We start from the raw sequence: 21,636 nt of genomic DNA, 5'->3' as shown, positions 1-21,636 counted from the left end.
CGGGTCAGTTCCCGGCGCGGGCGGCGTCGATGGCCGCCACATCGATCTTCTGCATCGTCATCATCGCCTCGAACGCGCGCTTGGCCTCCTCGTCGCCCGCCCGCTGCGATTCCAGTAGGGTACGCGGGGTGATCTGCCAGGAATAGCCCCACTTGTCCTTGCACCAGCCACACGCGCTTTCCTGCCCGCCATTGCCGACGATCGCATTCCAGTAGCGATCGGTTTCGTCCTGATCTTCGGTCACGATCATGAAGCTGACGCTTTCGTTCGGCTTGAACATGTCGCCGCCATTGAGGCCGGAGAAGCTACGCCCGAGCACGGTAAACTCGACGGTCAGCGCATCGCCCTTCTTCCCGCTTGGAAAATCGGACGGCGCGCGGAAGACGTTGCCGACCGAGCTGTCGGGGAAGGTTTCGGCATAGAAGCGCGCGGCCTCTTCGGCATCGCCATCATACCAAAGGACGGTGGTGAGTTTCTCAGGCATTCTGGCTCTCCTCGATCTGCTTTGTGTCGATAGCCTTGGCTTCGCTGTATGCCTGGCGCTGCGTGCATCGCTCGGCATAGGCGACGATCGCATCGCGCTTCGGCAACGTGCCGAACTCGGTGCCCCAGATGGCTTGGCTGCCGACATAGACGTCGGCCATGGTGAAGCGATCGCCGCACACATAGTCGCGGCCCGTCAACAGGGTTTCGAGCGCGTCGACGGTGCGTTCATAGCTGCCGAAACCGGCCATGCCCTGCTGTTCTTCGGTGGGTTTCCAGCCCATCGAATGGGCGGCGATGGCCTGCTCGACCGGTCCGGCGGCGAAGAACATGTAGCGGTAATAATCCGCCATCTCTTCTGCCTTGGGCGTGAGTTCGGGCGCCTGCATGGCGGCGAGGTAATGGCAAATCGCCGCGCATTCGGTGATCACATGGTCGTGGCCGTTGTGATGATGGATGATCGTGGGAACCTTGCCCATCGGGTTGGCCTTGTTGAATGCCTCGGGCTTGCCATCGGGCGGGCCGTATTCGACGATGACCTGCTCGTAATCCGCGCCCGCTTCATGCAGCGCCCAGCGGGCGATCTGCCCGCGGCTCATCGGATTGGTGTAGAAAGTATAATCTGCCACGTCCGTTCTCCCTATTTGCGCGGGCCGACAAGGCCGAAAAACGAGCCTTGCGGATCGATCCCCGCTAGCGAGAACTCGCCCCCGGGAATTTCGGTTGGCTGTTGGTGAATCCTGCCTCCGCCAGCATCGATCTGTTCCACGGCGGCGTCGATATCGGGCACACGGAAATAGTAGAGCCAGTGGGCCTGCGGGTCTTCGGGCATCTTGGGATAGATCGCCACGATCATGTAGTCGGGGTGCGAATACATTTGATATGTGCCGAGCGGGCCCATTTCCATCGCTTCGCCCTTGGTCCAACCGAACAGGCCGGTGTAAAACGCGTCCGATTGCGCCGGGTTGTCGCTGGCGAGTTCGTTCCAGGCGCAGCAGCCCTGCTGCGGTTCGTAGCGCGCGAAGGCTCCGCTATCCTGGCCGGAACGATCATCGATGATGTAGAACGGCGCGCCATGCGGATCGGTAATCATGGCGAATGGGCCGATGCCGGGAACTTCGACGCCCTCGACCATCACCTGTCCGCCGCGCTCGCGGATATCGGCGAGCGTCGCAGGCACATCGTCCACACGGATATAGCCCAGCCACGCCGGGCGTGCTCCGCCGGCGGTCATCTCTGCGGTTAGTGGCAAAAAGCCGCCGACTTGCGTCTCCCCGGCGGAAAAGGCGCGATAACCGTTATTGTCGAAATCCGCATCTTCGAAGCTCCAGCCGAGCAGTGGTGCGTAAAATTCCTGCGCCGCATCGGCATCGGTCGTCATCAGTTCGTACCAGACGAAATCGCCCTGTTTGTCGGCCATCTTCTCTCTCCTCAAAGTTCGACTATCGGACGGAAACCGCCCCAGAACATGCGCTTGCCGTCGAAGGGCATGTCGTCCGCCGAATTGTCCTTGTTGTCTTCCATCATCTTCGCCCAGCCGGCGTCGCGGGTTGCCTTGTCGGGCCATTCGACGAAGGAGAAGACGACATTTTCGTCTTTTTCGGCCTTCACCGCGCGCCTGTAATCGGTGTGCTTGCCGTCGGGCAGGTCGTCGCCCCAGGCTTCGACGACGCGGGTGGCGCCCAGTTCGCGGAAGACCGGTGCCATCTTGATTGCCAGCGCGCGATAGTCCTTCTTCTTGCCTTCTGGCACCGGGACGAGATAACCATCGGCATAGGCGCCGCCGCCTTCGCCTTCGTCGACGATCGCATCAAATCCGCCATAGATCATCCGCTTGCCATCGAAGGGCATGGGGTTCTTTTCCGGATCCATGCGCGGATCCTTCATCCATTCCTCGGAACGCGCCATGACGCCGTCGCGGCTGGCCTTGTCGGGCCATTCGATCCAGGAGAATACGACCGTCTCTTCGTCGGTGGCCTGCACGGCGCCCTGGAAATCGGTGACCTTGCCCTTGGGCACATCGTCGCCCCAGGCCTCCACGATGCGGACGGCGCCCTGGTCCTTGAACACCGCATCGCCCTCTTTGGCGTGCTCCACGAACTTGTCCTTGTTGGCGGTCGGCACCGCCAGTACGAAACCATCGAAGTAACTCATCGTCTCTCTCCTGCAATGAGGCTGGATGTCGTTGTCAGTTGGCCATCGCCTCGGCTGGCGGGCCTTCGGCGGCGGCTTGCGGGTCCATCCACATCACTTCCCAGATGTGACCGTCCGGGTCTTCGAAGCTGCGCCCATACATGAAGCCCATGTCTTGCGTCGGCGTGGGATCGATGATTCCCCCCGCCGCTTGAGCGTTGGCGGTGATCGCATCCACCGCCTCCCGGCTTTCGCGGCTGAGGCACAGGAGCACCTGTGCACTGTCACGGGCGTCGGGAATCGCCTTGCTCGTGAACGTCTTCCAGAAATCGTGCGTCAGCAGCATCACGTGGATCGCGTCGGACAGCACCATGCAGGCCGCCATCTCATTCGAGAACTGCGGGTTTCGAGTGAAACCCACCGCTTCGTAAAACCGCGTGGAAGCGGCAAGGTCCGATACGGGCAGGTTCACGAATATCATCTGGGTCATCGGTCGTCTTCCTCTCTCTCAGCGACTCGGGACTTGCGATTCCTGGACTAATGAGTTACTAAAAGCAACTATGAAGTTACAAAATGAAACTAAGATGGAAATTTCGGGTCATGGCAGGTGGTACGGCGATGCATGTGGCACCGCTTTCGGCATGGAACTTATCGGCGAGCGCTGGTCGCTGCTCGTGGTTCGCGAGCTTATGCTAGGTGCCCGTCGCTTTTCCGACATTCGCGCCAGCCTGCCCGGTATTTCGGCCAAGGTGCTTACGGAGCGGCTGGCATCGCTGGACGACGCGGGCGTGCTGTCCCGCCGCCAGCTGCCGCCGCCGGTCAAGGCGCAGGTATACGAACTGACTGAATGGGGGTACTCCGCCGAAGTGCTGGTGCAGGAACTGGGCCGCTGGGCGGCACGATCGAGCGCGCACGATCCCACGCTGCCATTGTCGCCGGTCTCGCTGATGCTCTCCATGCGCACGATGGTCGATCATGCCCGGATCGAAGAGTTCGCGGGCTGCCGGATCGGTTTCGTCATCGGCGAAGACAGCTTCGTGGCCGAGCCGGGCGTGGGGCGCCTGCCGATACGTCGCGTCGATACGGTGGAGGCCGATGCCGTATTCAACGCTCCTGTCGCCGCGGTTGTCGCGGGCGGTATCTATGCCGGTGTACCGTGGGACGAGCTCGAGCGCGATGCCGGCCTGCGGATCGAAGGCGATCGCGCGCTGGCCTTGCGCTACGCTTCGCTGTTCTCGCTCCCGCCCAAGATCGCCTGAAAGCGAGAGCGTTTTCCTACAGCTTCGGATTCTGCCAGAGCTACCTCGCGACGCGGATCGGACCCTCGAAGCGCGATAGGGGGCGGGGCGGATGCTGCAGCGTCACCCGGGTATCGTGCGGCTAGTATTCTGAAAAAACGGACAAAGTTGGAAACCGGCCCGGTTGACACGGCGTCGCCTTCGTCGCCCAGATGTCACCCTTGGCGGAACGCCCAGCGCAATGTCTTGCCCATGCCCCAGGTAGCAGCGCGCGCCGGGATGGCGGCAAGGCCGGGCCGCTCCAGCCCCAGCATCGAACGGGCGAAGGGCGGCAGCAGCGCGACCGCTTCGGCGCCGAGCAATGCCTGCACCGCAGGGGGTGAGACTTCCGGTTTCTGCGTGAGGACGAGCTGCGCAATCTCGCGAGCCGCCGGGGATGCTGTCAGGTCGGTGCGCAGTTCGCGGAAAATCGTTTCGGCCTCGCGCCGGTCGAGCGGCACCGGATCGGCACCCAGTGCGCGTGCGATCACCGCGAACTGGCGGTAGTATTCGTCTTGCTCGCCGCCCGGCATGTCGGGGCGGACATGGCGCAGATAGGCCGCCAGGAAGCTGGTCGCTTCCGCCACGTGAACCCACGCAAGCGTGCGCGGATCGGTGGCCGAATAGGGCGTGCCGTCCGGCAGCGTGCCGCCGACAGCGGCGTGGATGCGGTTGACCCGCGCCACCGCCGCCATGGCGTCGTCGCGGTGGCCGAAAGTGGTAACGGCGATGAAGCGGGCGGTGCGGCGAAGGCGGCCATGCATGTCGGCGCGGAAATTCGAGTGGTCAAGCACGCCCTGCAGCGCATGGGGGTGCAGCATCTGGAGCAGCAGTCCGCGGATTCCGCCAACCATCATCGCCACGATATCGGCGTGGACCATGCGGATCGGCGTGTCCTTTGCGAACAGCGCCTCATCGGACGGGGGCACCGGCTTCTGCCCGCTCTCGACGTCGTTGAACACGCCGCGCACCCGCTCGACGAGCTTGAGGCGAAGACGTTCTGAAAGCGGCGTCGGCGGCATCGCGCCGACTATGCGACCGCATGAAGGCCGAGTCGAGTGTGGCTTGGGCCCTCCGGCGATTTCGTTGCTTGCAGCTACCTATCCATCCGTCTAACCCGCCCACCGAGATGAACGACATGACCGACAAGACCTTCGACGCCGCGGCCAAGACCGTACTCACCACGCCCGACACCACCGTCGACGTACGCGAGACATTCGGGATCGATATCGACTGGCAGGTGCCCGCCTTTTCGAAACCGGACGCCCGTACTCCGGATCTCGACGAAGCCTATGTGTTCGATGCGGACACCACGCTGGCGATCCTCGCCGGCTTCGCGCATGACCGCCGCGTGATGGTGCAGGGCTATCACGGCACCGGCAAGTCGACCCATATCGAACAGGTCGCCGCGCGTCTCAACTGGCCCTGCATCCGCATCAACCTCGATGCGCATATCAGCCGGATCGACCTGGTCGGGCGCGATGCGATCGTGCTGCGCGACGGGCTGCAGGTCACCGAATTCCGCGAAGGCCTGCTGCCCTGGGCATTGCAGCACCCGGTGGCGCTGGTGTTCGACGAATACGATGCCGGCCGCCCGGACGTGATGTTCGTGATCCAGCGCGTGCTGGAACAGCAGGGCAAGCTGACCCTGCTCGACCAGAACCGCGTGATCCGCCCGGATGCGAACTTTCGCCTGTTTGCGACCGCCAATACGGTCGGCCTCGGCGATACGTCGGGCCTCTATCACGGCACGCAGCAGATCAACCAGGGCCAGATGGACCGCTGGAACATCGTCGTCGCGCTCAACTATCTGCCCGCCGAGACCGAACAGAAGATCGTCGAGGCGAAGAACCCCGAGACCGATGCCAAGCTGATTGCCGACATGATCAAGGTCGCCGATCTTTCGCGGCAGGGCTTCATCAATGGCGATATCTCCACCGTCATGAGCCCGCGCACGGTCATCACCTGGGCGGAGAATGCGGCGATTTTCAAGAATGTCGGCCTGGCGTTCCGCCTCAGCTTCCTCAACAAATGCGACGAGGAAGAGCGCATGCTGGTGGCCGAATACTATCAGCGGGTATTCGGCGAGGACTTGCCGGAAAGCGTAGTTGGCAAGAGTTAAGCTTGAACCCCCTATCAATGGCTGTGTTGTTTCGTTAACACAGTAGGCGATGGGCGTATTCGATTCCTTTCGGCGCAAGCCCGAACCGCATGCGGAGTATCCTTCGCATCGCGGATATTATGCGACGCACGATGCGCTGGATTACGACGATTGGGACAGCCGCCTCGACAAGCTCGATTCGGTTCTCGATGCGGAGGAGAAGCGGCGCCAACGCTGGTGGCAGCGCGATTACTGGCTGGGCCGCCGCAAGCGCTGGTGGATCGCGCGGGTCATAGCCGCGGTCATCGGCCTGTTCATCCTCCTTGTCGCCTGGCTGGCGGTCACAGCGCCGCTATCGAAATCGCTTGAACCTATTGCCGCGCCGCAGATCACCCTCCTTGCCGCTGACGGTACGCCGATCGCGCGCAACGGGGCGATAACCGACGAGCCGGTCGAGGTTTCGCAGCTCCCGCCGCATGTGATCGAAGCGTTCCTGGCGACCGAGGACCGGCGGTTCTATTCGCATTGGGGCGTCGACCCGCGCGGCATCGCGCGCGCTGCCTTTACCGGTACGGGCGGAGGCAGCACGATCACCCAGCAGCTCGCCAAGTTTACGTTTCTCACGCCCGAACGCACGCTGACACGCAAGGCACGCGAGGCGCTGATCGCATTCTGGCTGGAAAGCTGGCTGACCAAGGACGAGATCCTCAGCCGCTATTTGTCGAACGCCTATTTCGGCGACAATGTTTATGGGTTGCGCGCGGCGAGCCTGCACTATTTCTATCGCAAGCCGGAAAATCTGAAGCCCAATCAGGCGGCGATGCTGGCCGGGCTGTTGCAGGCACCCAGCGCCTATGCGCCGACGAAGCATTACGACCGGGCGGAAAGGCGTATGCGGATCGTGGTGCAATCCATGGTCGATGCAGGCTACATTACCGAGGCGGAGGCGCGCGGCATGAGACCGCCCGCGCTCGACGTGCGGACTCGCAACGACCTGCCGACCGGCACGTATTTTGCCGACTGGGCACTGCCCGAAGCGCGCGAGTTTACCGAGCAGGGCTATGCCCGCCAGACATTGACCACCACGCTCGACAGTCGCTTGCAGAACATTGCCCGGCAGGTGACGCAGGGCGCGCCGCTAGGCGGGGCACAGGTCGCGCTCGTCGCCATGCGCCGCAATGGCGAAGTGGTCGCGATGATCGGCGGCAAGGATTACGAGAAGTCGCCGTTCAACCGGGTGACGCAAGCGAAGCGTCAGCCGGGATCGACCTTCAAGCTGTTCGTCTATCTCGCCGCATTGCGGGCCGGCTGGAGCCCCGGGGACCGGATTGCCAATACGGAGATCGTCGAGGGTAGCTATCGCCCCAAAAATTCGCGCGGGCGTTATTCGGAAAGCCTGACGCTGGAAGAGGCGTTCGCGCAATCGAGCAATGTCGCGGCCGTCCGCCTGCTGGGCGAAGTGGGGAGCGAAAAGGTGATCGCGACTGCCCGCGATCTCGGTGTGGCTTCGCCGATGGCCGAGGGCGATCCCAGCCTCGCGCTGGGCACCTCAACCATGTCGCTGCTCGAACTGACCTCTGCCTACGCTGCCATCGCGGCCAACGAATACCCGGTCGAACCACACGCTTTCGCGCGTCCGGAGCGTGGCTTTTTCCGGAAGCTGTGGGACGGGCCGTCGAGCTTCTCGTCCTCGACCCATGGTGAGATGGAGAGCATGCTGCGTTCGGCCATCAATAACGGCACCGGCCGCGCGGCCATGCTGTCGGGACCGAATTTCGGCAAGACGGGCACGACGCAGGACAATCGCGATGCGCTGTTCGTAGGCTATGCTGGCGATCTGGTGGTCGGTGTGTGGGTCGGGAACGACGACAATTCGCCGCTTCAGGGCGGTATCAGTGGTGGCGGCTTGCCCGCCCGCATCTGGCGCGATTTCATGAATCGGGCGATGAATGTCAGGGCCGTACCCGCCCAGCCGAAGCCGCTCGAACAATCGGATCCCGGCACGCCGATCGAGCCGCTGGATGTGCCCGATCTCGGCGATATTCCCATCGGCGACGGTAATTCCCGCCTGCGCATCCGCGATGGCGAAGCGGTATTCTCGACCGAGATCGACGGTATTCCGATAGATGTCAGCGTGGGTGACCAGGGCTTTGCGGTCGACGAAGAGGCGATCGAGGAGGCCCGTCGCCGCGTGGACGAGCGCCGGTTCGAAGCCCGCGCCCGGCGCGAGGAACGCGCATTGGAAGAAGAAACCAACTAGGCGGAAGGCTCCGCCATCAGCACGTTCATCACTGCGGTTGCGATCGGGCGGCTGCGGTCGTCCTGCCAGGCTTCGACGGTGATATTGGCACTGCGTCGGCCGAGCTTCGTGATCCGCCCCAGCGCATAGCTGGTCCGGCTCTTGCCCGCAGCGAGATATTGGACGGTGATATTGATCGGCTTGAGCAGTGCCACACGTTCCTGCCGCGCGAGTTCGGCGCGCAACGCGGCGTAACCGGCCGTTTCGAGCAACCCGCCGGTTGCGCCACCGTGATAATGGTCGGGACGGCCTTCCACCGTCTCGTCGAAGGAAACGGCCATGATCGGTGCGCCGTCTTCCCAGCGGTCGAGCGCTATGCCGAGCGAACGGGCGTAGGGCGTGAGCGCTTCGATTTCGGGTATGTCCGTCATCTCAGAGCCTCCCCGTCGGAGCGATCTTCATGAAGACCGCCTGGATATGCGCCACCGGATCGCCGGAATCGCCGTCATGCGCCAGTCCGCGCACGAACGCCGCGCTGCGGGTGATGCGGTAGCATTGGGAGCGTCCGAACACGCTGGCGCCTTCGCGTGCGGGGCGGACATAGTCGACCCGCAGGTCGAGTGTGGCGATGGCGGTGAATTCGTCCATCGCGCGCCAGATCGCCATGCCGCTGGCCATGTCCATCAGGCTGAGGATCGGCCCGGAGGCCAGCACGCGCTGCCCGTCTTCGCCCAGCAGGTCCTCGCGCCAGGGCAGTTCGAGTTCGACCCAGTCGTCGCCATGGTCCGAATAGCGAAGCCCGAGCCATCCCGAATGACCGCGCCCGGCGAAGAACGCGGTGGCCTGCGCCGGATCGAATTTGCGTAGCTGTTCGCTCATTGTCGGCAGGCGATAGCGGGGCGGCAAGGAAGTTGACAGGCCCATTCTCTCACCGAAGCGGTCCCGACTAGAATCCGCCTCCGGCCAGTGCGTCGATCGCGCCCTGGAGGATGACCGCAGCGGCATGGCTGTCGATCTTTTCGGCGCGTTTGGCACGGCTCATGTCCTGCCCGATCATCGCCGCCTCGGCGCTGGAGGTCGACCAGCGTTCGTCCCACAGCAGCACCGGCAGTTCCAGCGCCTTGGCGAGATTTTTCGCATAGGCGCGGCTGGCCTGCGCGCGCGGGCCTTCCGTGCCGTCCATATTGCGAGGCAGACCGATCACCGCACCCTTGATCGAGCGGTCCGTCACTATCGCGCGCAACGCCGCGCAATCCCTGGTGAATTTGCTGCGTGCGATTGTCTTGCCGGCGGTGGCATAACGCCACCCGGCATCGCAGGTCGCGACGCCGATCGTCTTGGTGCCGAGATCGAGCCCGAGCAAGGCGCCGCTTTCGGGCAGCGCGTCGCCGTAGGACAGCGCGTTGTCTGTTACGAAGCCTGTGCCGTCGTCCATGCCTTCACCCGCGCGATGACGTCTTCCTGCAGGTTCTTCCAGAACAGGGGAATATCGTAGACGTGGTAATTGCCGCCCGGCAGCACGCCTTCGCCAAGCTCGGGCGGATCGCTGATATAGAGCAGGCCGTTTTCCCCGCACCGGGCAGGAACCGCGCCCGACACCAGTTCGCCCTTCGACAGGGTTTCGTCTGGAACCAGTGTACCCAGGTTGGCGCTGGCAGGTGCCTCGCCGCCGGTCGCGCCGGTCAACGGATTGACGCACAGGATCGGGCCATTGCCGCGGGGCTGGCCGTCATAGCCGACGGTGGCTTCGTAGCGGCGCATGATCAGATCGGCATCGCCGTCGTCGGAAAAGGCCGACCAGGCGAGCAGGCATTGCGCTTGCCCGGCAGATGCGCAGGCGGGGAAGGGCAGTGCCGGGAGATCGTGTTCGACGGAAACCGGCCAGCCCGGAGCGTAGACCGCCGCGATCCGCGCTTCGAGCGGTGTTCCCGCGACTTTCTCCCGCAACAGGCGCAGGATGTGCGAGGCACCCTGGCTGTGCCCTGCCAGAACGATCGGCTTTTCCTCGTCCACGCTGCCGAGGAAATAGTCGAACGCTTGGGCCACGTCGGCATAGGCGGCGTCGATTGCCCGCTGCGCTTCCGGCTTGTCGGTCAGGAAGGCACCTGCCGCCGCCTGACGGTATTTGGGCGCCCACAATTCGTCCGCCCGGTTGAAGGGACTCGCCAGGCCCTTGAGAAACATCCGGGCACGATTGTTGGTGTTCGCGTCCTCGATCGTGGCATTCCAGTCCCCGCCGGCCTGGATGTAGCTTGTGGGCGGAACGAAAAAGACCGCGAAATCGGGCAGGGTCTGCGGATCGGCAGCCTCGCCGGTGACGGAGTCGGTGGTTTCCAGCGGGTTGCCGGCATCGAGACTCTGCTCGGCCGCGGGCGCTTCGGGGGACGGCTCACGCTCGGCCGGATCGGGCGTGGTTTCTGCGATGGCGGGTTGGTAGCGCGACGGGTCGCCGGTGCCGAGGCCCGGGCGGGAATACCACATGTTCGGGTCCTGATAGGCATTGGCCGCGAAGGGCTCCTGCTCGACGAACTCGCCGCGCGGAACGAAAGCGATTTCGGTCGCTTGGCGCGACCAGATCGAAAGGGCGATAGCGCCGACGATGACCAGAACTATGCAGACAGCTATGAAATAAAGAAACTTACGCACCATTCTTGGCAACCTCTTCGATTTGGCTCTCGTTGACCTGTTCGGCACGGCGTTCGAGCGCGACCTTGATCATCGCCAGCAGCGGATCAGCCAGAAAAAGGCCAAGTATGCCGAACAGGATCCCCATGATCAGCTGGAATGCGAGCACCAGCGCCGGGGCCAGATCGACCGTCTTCTTGGCGATCATCGGGATGACGATGTAGCCGTCGAAATTCTGGACGAAGAAATAGACTGCAATGGTGTAGATTCCCATCTCCACCCCGCCGGAAAAACCCACCAGCACCATCAGCGCGCCCGAGATGATCGCTCCGAGATTGGGGACGAAGGCGAGCAGGCCGGTCAGTATCGCCAGCAAAGCGGCCATGGGCACGGGACCGATCCCGAACAACGGTGCCGCCAAGGCCAGCATGACATATGTGAACACCGCCTCGACGGCCATGCCAAGCAGTCGTCCCGCCATCAGTCGCCGCATGGTCTGGCCCATACGTGCGGCGGTCACATAGAAGCGGCTGCGCTTTTCGCGGGGTAGCATCCAGGCGACGCCGCGCTCGTAGAGCTGCGGATCGACCGCGACATAAATGCCGATCACGACGATCAGCAAGACTGTCGCCAAACCTCCCAGAATGCCGCCGAGCGCGCGCGTGACCGTGCTGATGCCGCTGCCGATATTGCCGAGATAGTTCTGAAGCTGCGATTGTTCGATCTGGAAGCCCTGCGCGCGCGCCCAGGCGAACAACTCGCCCACCTGACGTTCGATGATCGCCGGGAATTGCGCCGCTTCCTGCGAAATCGTCGATCCGGCGAAATAGCCGAGCCAGGCAAAAAAGCCGACCGTGGCGACAAGGACGATCGCCACACGCCACGCCCGTGCGATACCCAGGACCCGTCCCAGCAGGCGCGCGCCACCATCGATCATCGACGCGAAGACCATGGCGCCGAAGATCACCAGCAGCGGCCGGGCGATCCACACGGCAAGCGCCACCGTCCCGACCACCGCGACCCAGACCATCGCTCGCGATACTTCGTGGCGGATGCGGGGATCGTTGATGCGTGAAGGGCTGGTGCCGAGATCCTGGTCGTGGATTTCCTGCAGCTTGTCGGCCATGCGCGCCCCCTTAGTTTCTGCCTTTAGCGTTCGGGGGCGGGTTTTCGTTCCGCAACGGCGGGACGCAGCGTCGACCATGCGCGTCCTTCGCGCAGGCTGGTCCACCAGCTGATTGGGTTGAGCGACGTCGTGCCGTCAAGCGAGAAGGTGATGAATTCGGCCCGTCCGCCGATATTCTCGAGCGGCACGGGGCCGAGCAGCCCACGCGAGTTGTTGAGCTCGCGACTGTCGGCGGAATGGTCCCGATTGTCGCCCATCACGAAGACATGATCTTCGGGAACCGTGATCTCGGGAAAGTTGTCGAGGTCCTGATCCTGGTGATCGATGATAAGATAGGTCGCCCCATTGGGCAGCGTTTCGCGCATCACGGGCACGCGGCAGACACGCTTGCCGTTCTCGGTGGCGCGGAAATCGTCGAAACCGAACCCGTCGCATCGCGAATTGGCATCGAAGGGCAGGTCGATAGCCGGCTCGACCTTCTGTTCGACCGGATTGCCGTTGAGGATGATCTGGCCGTTGCGCACGGCGATGAGGTCGCCGGGCAATGCGACGACACGCTTGATGTAATCCTCGTCGCGCTCGGGATGGACAGGGATGACGATATCGCCATATTCGGGGGTCGATCCGAACAGGCGCCAATCGCTGCGCGGGGCGAGATGGAAACTGATCGAGGACCAGTTCCAGCCATAGGGATATTTGCTCACCACCAGCCGGTCACCGACCAGCAGGTTGGGCATCATCGATTCCGACGGGATATAGAACGGCTTGGCGATGAAGCTGTGAAAAGCGAAGACCGCCAACAGCATGAGGGCGAGGCCGCGGATTTCCGCGATCCAGTCGACCTTTTCGTCGGATTTCTTTTTCTTGGTGGTGTCGTTCACTGCCGGTGCGCCGGTGGTCACTTGGGTATGGCCTCGATGATGACGTAGGCCTGCGCCCATGGGTGATCGTCGGTGAGGGTGAGATGAATGCGGGCCTCATGGCCTTCCGGCACCATTTCCGCAAGCACGATTGCAGCGCCACCGGTTAGGGCGAGGGTGGGCGCGCCGGATTTCGCGTTCACTACGCCGATATCCTTCATGAAAACGCCGCGCCGAAAACCCGTGCCAACCGCCTTGGAGAAAGCTTCCTTGGCGGCGAAACGCTTGGCGTAGGTGCCAGCGATAGTGAAGGGGCGGCGGCGCGCCTTGGCGCGTTCGATATCGGTAAACACGCGATTCTCGAACCGCTCGCCGAAGCGATCGAGCGAATTCTGGATGCGCTCGATATTGCAGAGGTCGGAGCCCAGGCCGATGATCATCTTCTTGCCTCGTCCATAAGGTCGCGCATCCGGCGGACGGCGACTTCGAGCCCGACGAACACCGCCTCGCCGACGAGATAGTGACCGATATTGAGTTCGGCCAGTTCGGGAATGGCGGCGATGGGCTTCACGTTCTCGTAGGTCAGACCATGCCCGGCATGCGGCTCGATACCCAACTCGCGTGCCAGCTTCGACATGGTCGAAATCCGGTCGATCTCGCGCGCTTCGCGCTCGCTGTCGCCGTCGAGCCCGGCATGTGCATATTCGCCGGTATGAAACTCCACCACCGGCGCACGCAGACGTTGCGCGGCTTCCAATTGGCGCTCATGCGCCTCTATGAATAACGACACGCGGATGCCCGCATCGCTCAGCCGGGTGACGATAGGGGCAAGCTGGTTGTGCAGGCCGGCGGCATCCAGCCCGCCCTCGGTCGTGCGTTCCTCGCGCTTTTCGGGCACGATGCAGGCGGCGTGCGGCTTGTGTGCGAGCGCGATCGCAAGCATCTCCTCTGTCGCCGCCATTTCGAGGTTGAGCGGCAGGTCGGTCGCTTTCTGGATCCGTTCCAGGTCGGCATCGCGGATATGGCGACGATCTTCGCGCAGATGCGCGGTGATGCCGTCCCCGCCCACTTGGGCCACGATTTCCGCCGCCCGCACAGGATCGGGATGATCCCCACCGCGCGCATTACGAATAGTCGCGACATGGTCGATATTCACCCCGAGGCGCAGGCGGCCCTTCATGATGCAGCTCCATCGAGCAATGGAAGCACTAGGGCAGGATTGCGGTAGGCCTTGATCTCGATGAGATTGCCGCTTGGGTCGCTGATCATCGCCTTGGCCTGCTCGCGCTCGGTGCCGACATGGCCAACGGTCGGGGACTCGACGAAGTCGGAGAGGCCTTTGGTCAATACCTCCCACTCGTCCCAGGCGACGGTAGCGCCGAAATGACGCGTCCGCGGCATTGGCGATAACACGTGCTCGGGCGCGAGTTGCAACGTCACCTGCGCCCCGAATAGACCGATATCGGCCCATTCAGGCTCGCGTCGTCCCAGGCTTGCTCTCAGGGTGACGGTGTAGAATGCGATCGCTTCGTCGAGATCGCGGACCGGAAAGGACAGGTGGAAAACGGGGATCACCCCTGACGGCTCCCCGGTTTGGTCAATTCGACAGCCGCGAGCTCGGCAGGGAGCTCGTCTTCCGCGTATGTGGGGAAATTGATGTCGACGAGCGGGAAGAAGGGCACGCCGAGGTCCGCCGCGCCGCTCGAACGGTCGACCAGCGCGACTTCGGCGATCACTTCGCCGCCTTCGCGACCGATCGCCGCGATCGCCTCGCGGCTGGAGAGACCCGTCGTCACAACGTCTTCCACCATCAGTACCTTGGTACCCGGTTCGAGCCTGAAGCCGCGGCGCAAGTGGAAGGTGCCGTCCGGCCGCTCGAGAAACATTGCATCCTTGCCCAGCGCGCGGCCCATCTCCTGGCCAATGATGATCCCACCCATTGCGGGGCTTACCACCACATCGATCCGGCTGCGAATGTCCCGTGGAATTTTCTGGGTGAGGGCGAAAGCCAGCCTTCCGGCGCGCTCCGCATTCATCAGCACGCGGGCACATTGGAGATAGTGCCCGCTGTGTCGTCCGCTGGACAGTTTGAAATGGCCTTCCAACAGAGCTTCGCTGGCACGGAATTCGGAGAGAATTTCTTCGTCGGTCATGGTGCTGGGGTCCAAAGCCTCTTGTGCCCAATTGCGCAAGAGGCAAAGCGCCTGGCAGATTTTTATCCGCCACCCGCTTGAGGCAAGCGCAATCCCTGCCTATAGGCGGGCGCAACTGGGCCCTCGCAGGGGCGCGTTACGCCGTGCATGCGGGATTCGCGCTGTATCGGCAGGCCCGGAACGAGACACGACACGAAAGAGTGCCAAGACGATGAAAATTCTCGGCTCCCTCAACGGGTTCCACCGGATTGTCGCCAGCCTGGCGATGGCGGCTATGCTGGCTTTCGGCGCACAGGGCGCGATGGCGCAGGAAGCTGCCGAAACACCTGCTGAAACACCTGCCGCAGAACAGGTTGAAGCGCTCGACCCCGCTGATGCAGCGGAGGCTTCGAGCGAAGATGTCGGTCCCGGCGCCGGTGCCTACACACCCATGCAACCGACTCCGGGCAAGGGTATGCCGGTCGATGGCGGGCTGGACGTCCAGCAGCAATACTCGCCGATCGGTCACCAGGCCAACTCGCTCCATATCGGTCTCGTCTGGGTGATGGCGATCATCAGCGCCTTCGTTCTGGCGCTCTTCATCTGGGTTATTCTGAAGTATAACCGCCGCGCCAATCCAGTGCCTTCCAAGACCAGCCACAATACGCTGATCGAAGTGATCTGGACGGTGGTCCCGGCACTCGTACTGCTCGGTATTGCCGTTCCCTCGATCGGCCTGTTGAGCGCGCAGTACAAATCGCCGCCGAAGGATGCGATCACGGTCAAGGCAATAGGTTACCAGTGGTATTGGGGATATGCCTATCCCGACAATGGCGATTTCGAAGTCGTTTCGAACATGCTGACCAAGGAAGAGGCCGATGCGCGCGGCGAGCCGCATCAGCTTGCGGTCGACAATCGCATGGTCGTTCCCGCGGGTGTGCCGATCCGTCTGCAGACCACGGCTGCCGACGTCATCCACTCTTTCGCTGTGCCGAGCCTGTGGTTCAAGCTCGACGCCGTACCTGGCCGTCTGAACGAGAAGATGCTCTTCATCGACGAGCCTGGGGTGTATTACGGTCAGTGTTCCGAACTGTGCGGCGCGCGCCACGGCTACATGCCGATCGCGATCGAGGCGTTGCCGATGGATCAGTACAACGCCTGGGTCCTGGCGCAGGGCGGCAGCATCGCCGGTGCCGAAGAAGAGGGTGCGGAAGCAGAGCCTGCTGCCGCTCCGGCGCAGGAACCCGAAAGTGCGGAGCCCGGTGCGCCGGGCGCTGGCGCCGCGCCCGTCGCCCCGACCGCCTAAGATTTACGATTAGCTCGAGAGTATAGCACGATGGCTACCACCGCCGACAGCTTCCAGGCCCACACCGAAGACCACGCGCACCACGATGCCGACCACAAGCCCGGCTTCTTCGCGCGTTGGTTCATGTCCACCAACCACAAGGACATCGGTACGCTCTATCTGATCTTCGCCATCATCGCTGGTATCGTCGGCGGTGCGATTTCCGGGATCATGCGGATGGAGCTAGCCGAGCCCGGCATCCAGCATTTGCAGTTCTGGGCGGAATTCATGGGTGGCACGTCCGACTTCGATACCGCCCTGCACATGTGGAACGTGTTCATTACCGCGCACGGTCTGATCATGGTCTTCTTCATGGTCATGCCGGCCATGATTGGCGGGTTCGGCAACTGGTTCGTGCCGCTGATGATCGGTGCGCCGGACATGGCCTTCCCGCGTATGAATAATGTCAGCTTCTGGCTGACCGTGGCTGGTTTTGTGTCGCTGCTGTTTTCGCTCTTCGTGCCAGGCGGCACGGGGCCGGGCGCAGGTACGGGCTGGACGGTCTATGCACCGCTTTCGACCACCGGCAGCCAAGGGCCGGCGGTCGACTTCGCGATCTTCTCGCTCCACCTCGCGGGTGCGGGATCTATTCTCGGTGCAACCAACTTCATCACCACCATCTTCAACATGCGCGCGCCCGGCATGACACTGCACAAGATGCCGCTGTTCGTGTGGTCGGTGCTGGTTACCGCGTTCCTGCTGCTACTGGCCCTCCCAGTTCTCGCGGCCGCGATCACCATGTTGATCACCGACCGCAACTTCGGCACCACCTTCTTCGATCCCGCTGGTGGCGGTGATCCAATCCTCTATCAGCACCTGTTCTGGTTCTTCGGTCACCCGGAAGTCTACATCATGATCCTGCCGGGCTTCGGCATGGTCTCGCAGATCGTCTCGACCTTCAGCCGCAAGCCGGTGTTCGGTTATCTCGGCATGGCTTACGCCATGGTCGCGATCGGTGTCGTCGGCTTCGTTGTGTGGGCACACCACATGTACACCGTCGGTCTCGACGTGAACACGAAGATGTACTTCACCGCTGCGACCATGGTGATCGCGGTGCCGACCGGGGTGAAGATCTTCAGCTGGATCGCGACGATGTGGGGCGGCTCGATCGAGTTCAAGAGTCCGATGGTCTGGGCGATCGGCATGATCTTCCTTTTCACCGTTGGCGGCGTGACCGGGGTTTACCTCGCCAATGGCGGCATCGACGACGTGGTCCACGATACCTACTTCGTCGTCGCGCACTTCCACTACGTGTTGTCGATGGGTGCGGTCTTCTCGCTCTTTGCGGGCTTCTATTACTGGTTCCCGAAGATGAGCGGCAAGATGCACAGCGAGCTGTTGGCTCACCTGCATTTCTGGGGCTTCTTCATCGGCGTGAACGTGATCTTCTTCCCGCAGCACTTTCTCGGCCTGCAGGGCATGCCGCGCCGCTATCCGGACTACGCCGATGCTTACACCTACTGGAACGAGGTCAGCTCGTTCGGTTACATCATCATGGCCGGTTCGATGATCTTCTTCTTCGCCAACCTGGTATATGCCTTCGTGGCTGGCCGGAAGGCGGAAGACAATTATTGGGGTGAAGGTGCGACGACGCTGGAATGGACGCTGTCGAGCCCGCCGCCGTTCCACCAGTTCAGCCAGCTGCCGGTGATCGAGGATCACCACACGGCCCACGATCACATGAGCGAGCCCAAGCCGGCATAAGTCCACGCTCGACAGGCTGGGCATGCAAGAGCGGCCGGTCCGGTGATGGACCGGCCGTTTCTTGTTCCAAGGGGAGAAACCCAATGCGTGAAATGCGGACCATCGACACCGGTGAAGCAAGCCTGCGTTGTGCGATCAAGGGTGATGGGCCGCTGGCCATTCTGGTCCACGGGTTTCCCGAAAGCTGGTATAGCTGGCGGCTTCAGATCGGACCGATCGCCGCAGCTGGATTTACCGCCTGTGCGATCGATGTGCGAGGTTATGGCGGATCGGACAAACCCCACGCTGTCCAAGCCTATGCGATGGAGCGCATTGTCGGCGATCTCGTGGGTCTGAAGGGGGTGCTGTCACCGAATGAGCCGGCAATATTGATCGGCCATGACTGGGGCGCTCCGATCGTGTGGAATTCGGCGCTCACAAATCCGGAGCATTTCCGGGCGGTCGCGGGACTTTCGGTGCCGTTTGCCGGCGTCCCCCGCCGACCGTTCACCGAGGTTTTTCGCGAGCATTTCACCTCGCAAGGCCGGTTTTTCTATCAGGAGTATTTTCAGGAACCCGGCGTTGCCGAGGCCGAAGCCGAGGGGAATCCGCGCGATTTTGTCCAGCGCATGATGTATTCGATCAGCGGCGATGTGCCGCCCGGCAGTTACTGGGACAAGCCGTTGGGTGCCACCTTCCTGAAGGGGCTACCCGATCCGGAGCCGGTGGCATGGCTTACCGAAGACGATCTCGATTTCTACCAGGCCGAGTTCGAATCTTCCGGCTTTCGTGGCCCGCTCAATCGCTATCGCAACCATGAAGCGGATTATGAATGGCTTCAGCGCTGGGCGGGCAAGCTCATCGAACAGCCCGCACTGTTTATTGGCGGCACGCGTGATCCCGCGACCTTCCTGTTCGGGGCTGTGGAGGACCCCGTGGCTCTGGTGAAGATGTTCGCCCCCAAGGCCGAAGGCCATATCCTCGAAGGCGTGGGCCACTGGACGCAGCAGGAACGGCCCGAAGAAGTGAACCGTATCCTGATCGACTGGCTAAAGCGCCTCTAAACGCCTATAGGGCGCTCGATTCCATGACCCAGACCGTTCCAACCCAGCTCCCGGCGGAATGGCGCGATTTCTTCGCGCTGACCAAACCGCGCGTGATGAGCCTTGTGATCTTCACCGGACTATGCGGGTTGCTAGCCGCGCCCGGTCACATCAATCCGGTGCTCGGCTTTACCGCGATACTCTGCATTGCGATGGGTGCGGGTGGCTCGGCGGTGCTCAACCAATGGTGGGAAGCCGATCTCGATGCCGGCATGAAACGGACGTCGAAGCGGCCAATTCCGGCGGGTCGCATGCAGCGTAACGATGCGCGCGATTTCGGCGTGCTGGTGTCCGTTGCCTCGGTGCTGATCATGGGATTGGCGGTAAACTGGCTTTCTGCGGTAATCCTGTTCGTTGCCATCATCTATTACGCGGTAGTCTATACGATCTGGCTGAAACCGCGCACGCCGCAGAACATTGTCATCGGAGGCGGGGCAGGAGCCTTTCCGCCCATGATCGGATGGGTCGCCGTCACGGGCGATATCACGCTGATGCCGGTGCTGTTGTTTCTTATCATTTTCATGTGGACTCCTCCGCATTTCTGGGCGCTCGCGCTGTTCGTGAAGACCGATTACGCCAATGTCGGTATTCCGATGATGCCGGTAGTGAGGGGCGAAGCGTCGACCCGCCGTCAGATTCTCGCCTATGCCGTGTTGCTCGTGCCGATCGCGGCCGCGCCTTGGGTTATTGGCGGGACCAGCTACGTTTACGGTATTGCCGCGCTTGCGCTGACGCTTGCCTTCCTTGCACTTTCGTTTCCGGTCGCTTTTCGGCAGACTGGTGAAAACGATACGATGAGACCTGAAAAGCGCCTGTTCGCTTTCAGCATCGTCTATCTTTTTGCCCTGTTTGCGGCGCTGGTCGCGGATCGGGTATTCGCCAATCTGGGATGGATCGCATGACCCCCGAAGAAGAAATCGAATTCAAACGCCGCCAGAAGAGCCGTAATCTCGTGCTTGGTGGTATCCTGCTGTTCTTTGCTGTCCTTTTCTACGTAATCACCATCGCGCGGATGTGAGGGCTGATGTGACGACTGCAACACTCGAATCCCGCAAGAACCGCACTGCGTTGCTCGCCCTGCTCGGCGCCTTGGCGATGCTCGGCCTCGGCTATGCCGCGGTTCCGCTATATCAGCTGTTTTGCCAGGTCACCGGTTTCGGCGGCACCACCCAGCGGGCGACGGAGAGCGACGCCGAAATCGCGGCACGTCTGGGTGCGAGCGCAGGCGGCAGGACTATATCGATCCGTTTCGACGGGACGACGGCAAGTGACGTCCCATGGAGTTTCCGCCCCGAACAGGTCACCGACACGGTGACCATCGGCCAGCGCGACATGGCTATCTATCTAGCCAAGAACAATTCGGACGAGCGGATTACGGGTACGGCGACTTTCAATGTCGAGCCGGAACAAGCCGGCGCGTATTTCAACAAGATCCAGTGCTTCTGCTTCACAGAACAGGTGCTGGAGCCGGGTCAGGAAGTGCGTATGCCGGTCCTCTATTACGTCGATCCCAAGGCGCTCGACGATCCCAATATGGACGGCGTGGAACAGATCACGCTCTCCTATACTTTTCACCGGGCGCTGGAATCTGCCGAGTAGCCCCTAGACCCGCGCGCATTGGCGCATTAAGGGCACCCGCAAAGCGAAACCCAGGACGCGAGTACAATGGCTGGCAACGTCAATCACCAATACCACATCCTCGAACCCGATGTATGGCCGCTGATCGGCTCGATTTCGGCGTTGACCTTCACCAGCGGCATGGTGCTGTTCATGCACGAGATGGCCAGCGCGCATCTGGTGCTTGGTCTCGGCATCGCCGGCCTGATCGCGACCTTCTTCGCGTGGTTTTCGAACATCGTGAAGGAAGCCGAGCGGGGCGACCACACACCGGTCGTCCAGTTGCACATGCGCTACGGCATGATCCTGTTTATCGCTTCGGAAGTGATGTTCTTCGTCGGCTGGTTCTGGAGCTGGTTCGACTTTGCGCTGTTCCCCAGCGAGATTTCCGAAGTCGTCGGCGGCGTGTTTCCGCCCGTGGCGATCGAAGCGGTTATCGATCCGTTCAGTCTGCCGCTGCTCAACACGCTGATTCTGCTCTGCTCGGGCACCACGGTGACCTGGGCTCATCACAGCCTGATCCACGGCGATCGCGAGGGTCTGAAGAAGGGTCTGTGGCTAACGATTATCCTTGGGGCGATCTTCACGGCTGTTCAGGCCTATGAATATCTCCACGCGCCGTTTGCCTTCGGCGGCAACACCTACAGTTCGGCCTTTTACATGGCGACCGGTTTCCACGGCTTCCACGTTCTGGTTGGTACGATCTTCCTGATCGTCTGCCTCGTCCGTACCTACAAAGGCCACTTCACGCCGCGCCAGCATTTTGGATTCGAAGCGGCGGCATGGTACTGGCACTTCGTTGACGTCGTGTGGCTGTTCCTGTTTATCGTCGTCTACGTCTGGGGCGGCTGGGGCGCTGCCACTCACTGATGTCTTCGGAAAATCCCGAAACACGCGAGGGGCAGCCCGGTC

Annotated in this window: 25 protein-coding genes and 1 pseudogene; 9 read left to right on the top strand and 17 right to left on the bottom strand. The window is 62.3% G+C overall.

The annotated features are described in order from the left end of the window. Positions 1-4: 4 nt before the first annotated feature. The 6 genes and pseudogenes from K3174_RS11195 to K3174_RS11175 all read right to left on the bottom strand — a co-directional run bounded on the left by K3174_RS11195 (position 5) and on the right by K3174_RS11175 (position 3,106). Positions 5-484 carry a VOC family protein gene (locus K3174_RS11195; RefSeq protein ID WP_221558357.1) on the bottom strand — a complete coding sequence of 160 codons (480 nt, stop codon included), beginning with the start codon at positions 482-484 and terminating at the stop codon, positions 5-7. Next, positions 477-1,112, bottom strand: a complete 636-nt coding sequence (locus K3174_RS11190) for a glutathione S-transferase family protein (RefSeq protein WP_221558356.1) — start codon at positions 1,110-1,112, stop codon at positions 477-479. Before K3174_RS11190 ends, K3174_RS11195 begins: the two co-directional genes overlap by 8 nt. Positions 1,113-1,123: 11 nt before the next feature. After that, positions 1,124-1,903, bottom strand: coding sequence for a VOC family protein (locus K3174_RS11185; protein WP_221558355.1), 780 nt, complete (start codon positions 1,901-1,903; stop codon positions 1,124-1,126). 11 nt (positions 1,904-1,914) lie between these two features. Next, positions 1,915-2,289, bottom strand: a complete 375-nt coding sequence (locus tag K3174_RS16885; protein ID WP_425594433.1) for a DUF1428 domain-containing protein — start codon at positions 2,287-2,289, stop codon at positions 1,915-1,917. Beyond that, a pseudogene (locus K3174_RS16880) lies at positions 2,275-2,637 on the bottom strand (DUF1428 domain-containing protein); the annotation flags it as partial. The gene K3174_RS16885 and the pseudogene K3174_RS16880, both read right to left, overlap by 15 nt. A 34-nt stretch (positions 2,638-2,671) precedes the next feature. Continuing rightward, complete coding sequence (locus tag K3174_RS11175) at positions 2,672-3,106, bottom strand: VOC family protein (RefSeq protein WP_221558353.1); 435 nt, start codon at positions 3,104-3,106, stop codon at positions 2,672-2,674. A 70-nt stretch (positions 3,107-3,176) separates the two neighbouring features. On the opposite strand from K3174_RS11175, the gene K3174_RS11170 reads away from it, so the two are divergent. After that, positions 3,177-3,875 (top strand): winged helix-turn-helix transcriptional regulator, encoded by a 699-nt coding sequence (locus K3174_RS11170; RefSeq protein WP_247712090.1) that lies wholly within the window; start codon positions 3,177-3,179, stop codon positions 3,873-3,875. 194 nt (positions 3,876-4,069) lie between these two features. On the opposite strand, the gene K3174_RS11165 is transcribed toward K3174_RS11170, so the two are convergent. Next, positions 4,070-4,915: an oxygenase MpaB family protein gene (locus tag K3174_RS11165; protein ID WP_221558352.1), complete on the bottom strand. Its 846-nt coding sequence runs from the start codon at positions 4,913-4,915 to the stop codon at positions 4,070-4,072. Between the two features lie 107 nt (positions 4,916-5,022). Between K3174_RS11165 and cobS the strand changes: the two genes are divergently transcribed. Continuing rightward, positions 5,023-6,015 carry a cobaltochelatase subunit CobS gene (gene cobS, locus K3174_RS11160; RefSeq protein WP_221558351.1) on the top strand — a complete coding sequence of 331 codons (993 nt, stop codon included), beginning with the start codon at positions 5,023-5,025 and terminating at the stop codon, positions 6,013-6,015. 49 nt (positions 6,016-6,064) lie between these two features. Next, positions 6,065-8,254, top strand: coding sequence for a transglycosylase domain-containing protein (locus tag K3174_RS11155; RefSeq protein WP_221558350.1), 2,190 nt, complete (start codon positions 6,065-6,067; stop codon positions 8,252-8,254). On the opposite strand, the gene K3174_RS11150 is transcribed toward K3174_RS11155, so the two are convergent. From K3174_RS11150 to pyrE, 10 genes are all read right to left on the bottom strand, one after another. Further along, the gene (locus K3174_RS11150) at positions 8,251-8,664 is read right to left on the bottom strand and encodes a PaaI family thioesterase (RefSeq protein ID WP_221558349.1); all 414 of its coding nucleotides are present in this window, start codon (positions 8,662-8,664) and stop codon (positions 8,251-8,253) included. The two genes, K3174_RS11155 and K3174_RS11150, sit on opposite strands and share 4 nt — an antisense overlap. Position 8,665: 1 nt before the next feature. Further along, positions 8,666-9,112, bottom strand: a complete 447-nt coding sequence (locus K3174_RS11145) for a PaaI family thioesterase (RefSeq protein ID WP_221558348.1) — start codon at positions 9,110-9,112, stop codon at positions 8,666-8,668. A gap of 67 nt (positions 9,113-9,179) precedes the next feature. After that, positions 9,180-9,668, bottom strand: coding sequence for a Holliday junction resolvase RuvX (ruvX, locus tag K3174_RS11140; RefSeq protein ID WP_221558347.1), 489 nt, complete (start codon positions 9,666-9,668; stop codon positions 9,180-9,182). Beyond that, positions 9,644-10,882, bottom strand: a complete 1,239-nt coding sequence (locus tag K3174_RS11135) for a DUF3089 domain-containing protein (protein ID WP_221558346.1) — start codon at positions 10,880-10,882, stop codon at positions 9,644-9,646. Before K3174_RS11135 ends, ruvX begins: the two co-directional genes overlap by 25 nt. Further along, positions 10,872-11,984: an AI-2E family transporter gene (locus K3174_RS11130; RefSeq protein WP_221558345.1), complete on the bottom strand. Its 1,113-nt coding sequence runs from the start codon at positions 11,982-11,984 to the stop codon at positions 10,872-10,874. Before K3174_RS11130 ends, K3174_RS11135 begins: the two co-directional genes overlap by 11 nt. Before the next feature lie 23 nt (positions 11,985-12,007). Beyond that, positions 12,008-12,886, bottom strand: coding sequence for a signal peptidase I (gene lepB / locus K3174_RS11125; protein WP_345719633.1), 879 nt, complete (start codon positions 12,884-12,886; stop codon positions 12,008-12,010). Next, positions 12,883-13,284: a holo-ACP synthase gene (gene acpS, locus K3174_RS11120; protein WP_221558343.1), complete on the bottom strand. Its 402-nt coding sequence runs from the start codon at positions 13,282-13,284 to the stop codon at positions 12,883-12,885. Before acpS ends, lepB begins: the two co-directional genes overlap by 4 nt. Then, positions 13,281-14,024: a pyridoxine 5'-phosphate synthase gene (locus K3174_RS11115; RefSeq protein ID WP_221558342.1), complete on the bottom strand. Its 744-nt coding sequence runs from the start codon at positions 14,022-14,024 to the stop codon at positions 13,281-13,283. The genes acpS and K3174_RS11115 overlap by 4 nt, the downstream gene beginning before the upstream one ends. Beyond that, positions 14,021-14,419 carry a VOC family protein gene (locus K3174_RS11110; RefSeq protein ID WP_221558341.1) on the bottom strand — a complete coding sequence of 133 codons (399 nt, stop codon included), beginning with the start codon at positions 14,417-14,419 and terminating at the stop codon, positions 14,021-14,023. Before K3174_RS11110 ends, K3174_RS11115 begins: the two co-directional genes overlap by 4 nt. Next, positions 14,416-14,997, bottom strand: coding sequence for an orotate phosphoribosyltransferase (gene pyrE / locus K3174_RS11105; protein WP_221558340.1), 582 nt, complete (start codon positions 14,995-14,997; stop codon positions 14,416-14,418). Before pyrE ends, K3174_RS11110 begins: the two co-directional genes overlap by 4 nt. Before the next feature lie 211 nt (positions 14,998-15,208). Between pyrE and coxB the strand changes: the two genes are divergently transcribed. The 6 genes from coxB to K3174_RS11075 all read left to right on the top strand — a co-directional run bounded on the left by coxB (position 15,209) and on the right by K3174_RS11075 (position 21,594). Further along, complete coding sequence (gene coxB / locus K3174_RS11100) at positions 15,209-16,282, top strand: cytochrome c oxidase subunit II (RefSeq protein WP_247712089.1); 1,074 nt, start codon at positions 15,209-15,211, stop codon at positions 16,280-16,282. A 30-nt stretch (positions 16,283-16,312) separates the two neighbouring features. Further along, on the top strand, positions 16,313-18,025 hold the full coding sequence (gene ctaD / locus K3174_RS11095; protein ID WP_221558339.1) for a cytochrome c oxidase subunit I: 1,713 nt from the start codon (positions 16,313-16,315) through the stop codon (positions 18,023-18,025). 83 nt (positions 18,026-18,108) lie between these two features. Continuing rightward, complete coding sequence (locus K3174_RS11090) at positions 18,109-19,068, top strand: alpha/beta fold hydrolase (protein ID WP_247712088.1); 960 nt, start codon at positions 18,109-18,111, stop codon at positions 19,066-19,068. A gap of 23 nt (positions 19,069-19,091) precedes the next feature. After that, complete coding sequence (locus K3174_RS11085; RefSeq protein WP_221558338.1) at positions 19,092-20,009, top strand: heme o synthase; 918 nt, start codon at positions 19,092-19,094, stop codon at positions 20,007-20,009. A 124-nt stretch (positions 20,010-20,133) separates the two neighbouring features. Further along, entirely contained in the window at positions 20,134-20,706 is a 573-nt protein-coding gene (locus tag K3174_RS11080; RefSeq protein ID WP_221558337.1) for a cytochrome c oxidase assembly protein, read from the top strand. A 66-nt stretch (positions 20,707-20,772) separates the two neighbouring features. After that, complete coding sequence (locus K3174_RS11075; protein WP_221558336.1) at positions 20,773-21,594, top strand: cytochrome c oxidase subunit 3; 822 nt, start codon at positions 20,773-20,775, stop codon at positions 21,592-21,594. The last annotated feature ends 42 nt before the right edge of the window (positions 21,595-21,636 follow it).

Source organism: Qipengyuania qiaonensis (assembly GCF_019711515.1).
In the GTDB taxonomy this organism is placed as follows: Bacteria; Pseudomonadota; Alphaproteobacteria; order Sphingomonadales; family Sphingomonadaceae; genus Qipengyuania; species Qipengyuania qiaonensis.
Note: the sequence above shows the minus strand (reverse complement) of the source record. Positions and strands in the feature narration are given on the sequence as shown.

Coding starts and splice junctions, on each gene's coding strand:
- K3174_RS11195 (WP_221558357.1), bottom strand. CDS start 484: ATGCCTGAGAAACTCACCACCGTCCTTTGGTATGATGGCGATGCCGAA.
- K3174_RS11185 (WP_221558355.1), bottom strand. CDS start 1,903: ATGGCCGACAAACAGGGCGATTTCGTCTGGTACGAACTGATGACGACC.
- K3174_RS11175 (WP_221558353.1), bottom strand. CDS start 3,106: ATGACCCAGATGATATTCGTGAACCTGCCCGTATCGGACCTTGCCGCT.
- K3174_RS11170 (WP_247712090.1), top strand. CDS start 3,177: ATGAAGTTACAAAATGAAACTAAGATGGAAATTTCGGGTCATGGCAGG.
- K3174_RS11165 (WP_221558352.1), bottom strand. CDS start 4,915: ATGCCGCCGACGCCGCTTTCAGAACGTCTTCGCCTCAAGCTCGTCGAG.
- cobS (WP_221558351.1), top strand. CDS start 5,023: ATGAACGACATGACCGACAAGACCTTCGACGCCGCGGCCAAGACCGTA.
- K3174_RS11155 (WP_221558350.1), top strand. CDS start 6,065: ATGGGCGTATTCGATTCCTTTCGGCGCAAGCCCGAACCGCATGCGGAG.
- K3174_RS11150 (WP_221558349.1), bottom strand. CDS start 8,664: ATGACGGACATACCCGAAATCGAAGCGCTCACGCCCTACGCCCGTTCG.
- K3174_RS11145 (WP_221558348.1), bottom strand. CDS start 9,112: ATGAGCGAACAGCTACGCAAATTCGATCCGGCGCAGGCCACCGCGTTC.
- ruvX (WP_221558347.1), bottom strand. CDS start 9,668: ATGGACGACGGCACAGGCTTCGTAACAGACAACGCGCTGTCCTACGGC.
- K3174_RS11135 (WP_221558346.1), bottom strand. CDS start 10,882: ATGGTGCGTAAGTTTCTTTATTTCATAGCTGTCTGCATAGTTCTGGTC.
- K3174_RS11130 (WP_221558345.1), bottom strand. CDS start 11,984: ATGGCCGACAAGCTGCAGGAAATCCACGACCAGGATCTCGGCACCAGC.
- acpS (WP_221558343.1), bottom strand. CDS start 13,284: ATGATCATCGGCCTGGGCTCCGACCTCTGCAATATCGAGCGCATCCAG.
- K3174_RS11115 (WP_221558342.1), bottom strand. CDS start 14,024: ATGAAGGGCCGCCTGCGCCTCGGGGTGAATATCGACCATGTCGCGACT.
- pyrE (WP_221558340.1), bottom strand. CDS start 14,997: ATGACCGACGAAGAAATTCTCTCCGAATTCCGTGCCAGCGAAGCTCTG.
- coxB (WP_247712089.1), top strand. CDS start 15,209: ATGAAAATTCTCGGCTCCCTCAACGGGTTCCACCGGATTGTCGCCAGC.
- ctaD (WP_221558339.1), top strand. CDS start 16,313: ATGGCTACCACCGCCGACAGCTTCCAGGCCCACACCGAAGACCACGCG.
- K3174_RS11090 (WP_247712088.1), top strand. CDS start 18,109: ATGCGTGAAATGCGGACCATCGACACCGGTGAAGCAAGCCTGCGTTGT.
- K3174_RS11085 (WP_221558338.1), top strand. CDS start 19,092: ATGACCCAGACCGTTCCAACCCAGCTCCCGGCGGAATGGCGCGATTTC.
- K3174_RS11075 (WP_221558336.1), top strand. CDS start 20,773: ATGGCTGGCAACGTCAATCACCAATACCACATCCTCGAACCCGATGTA.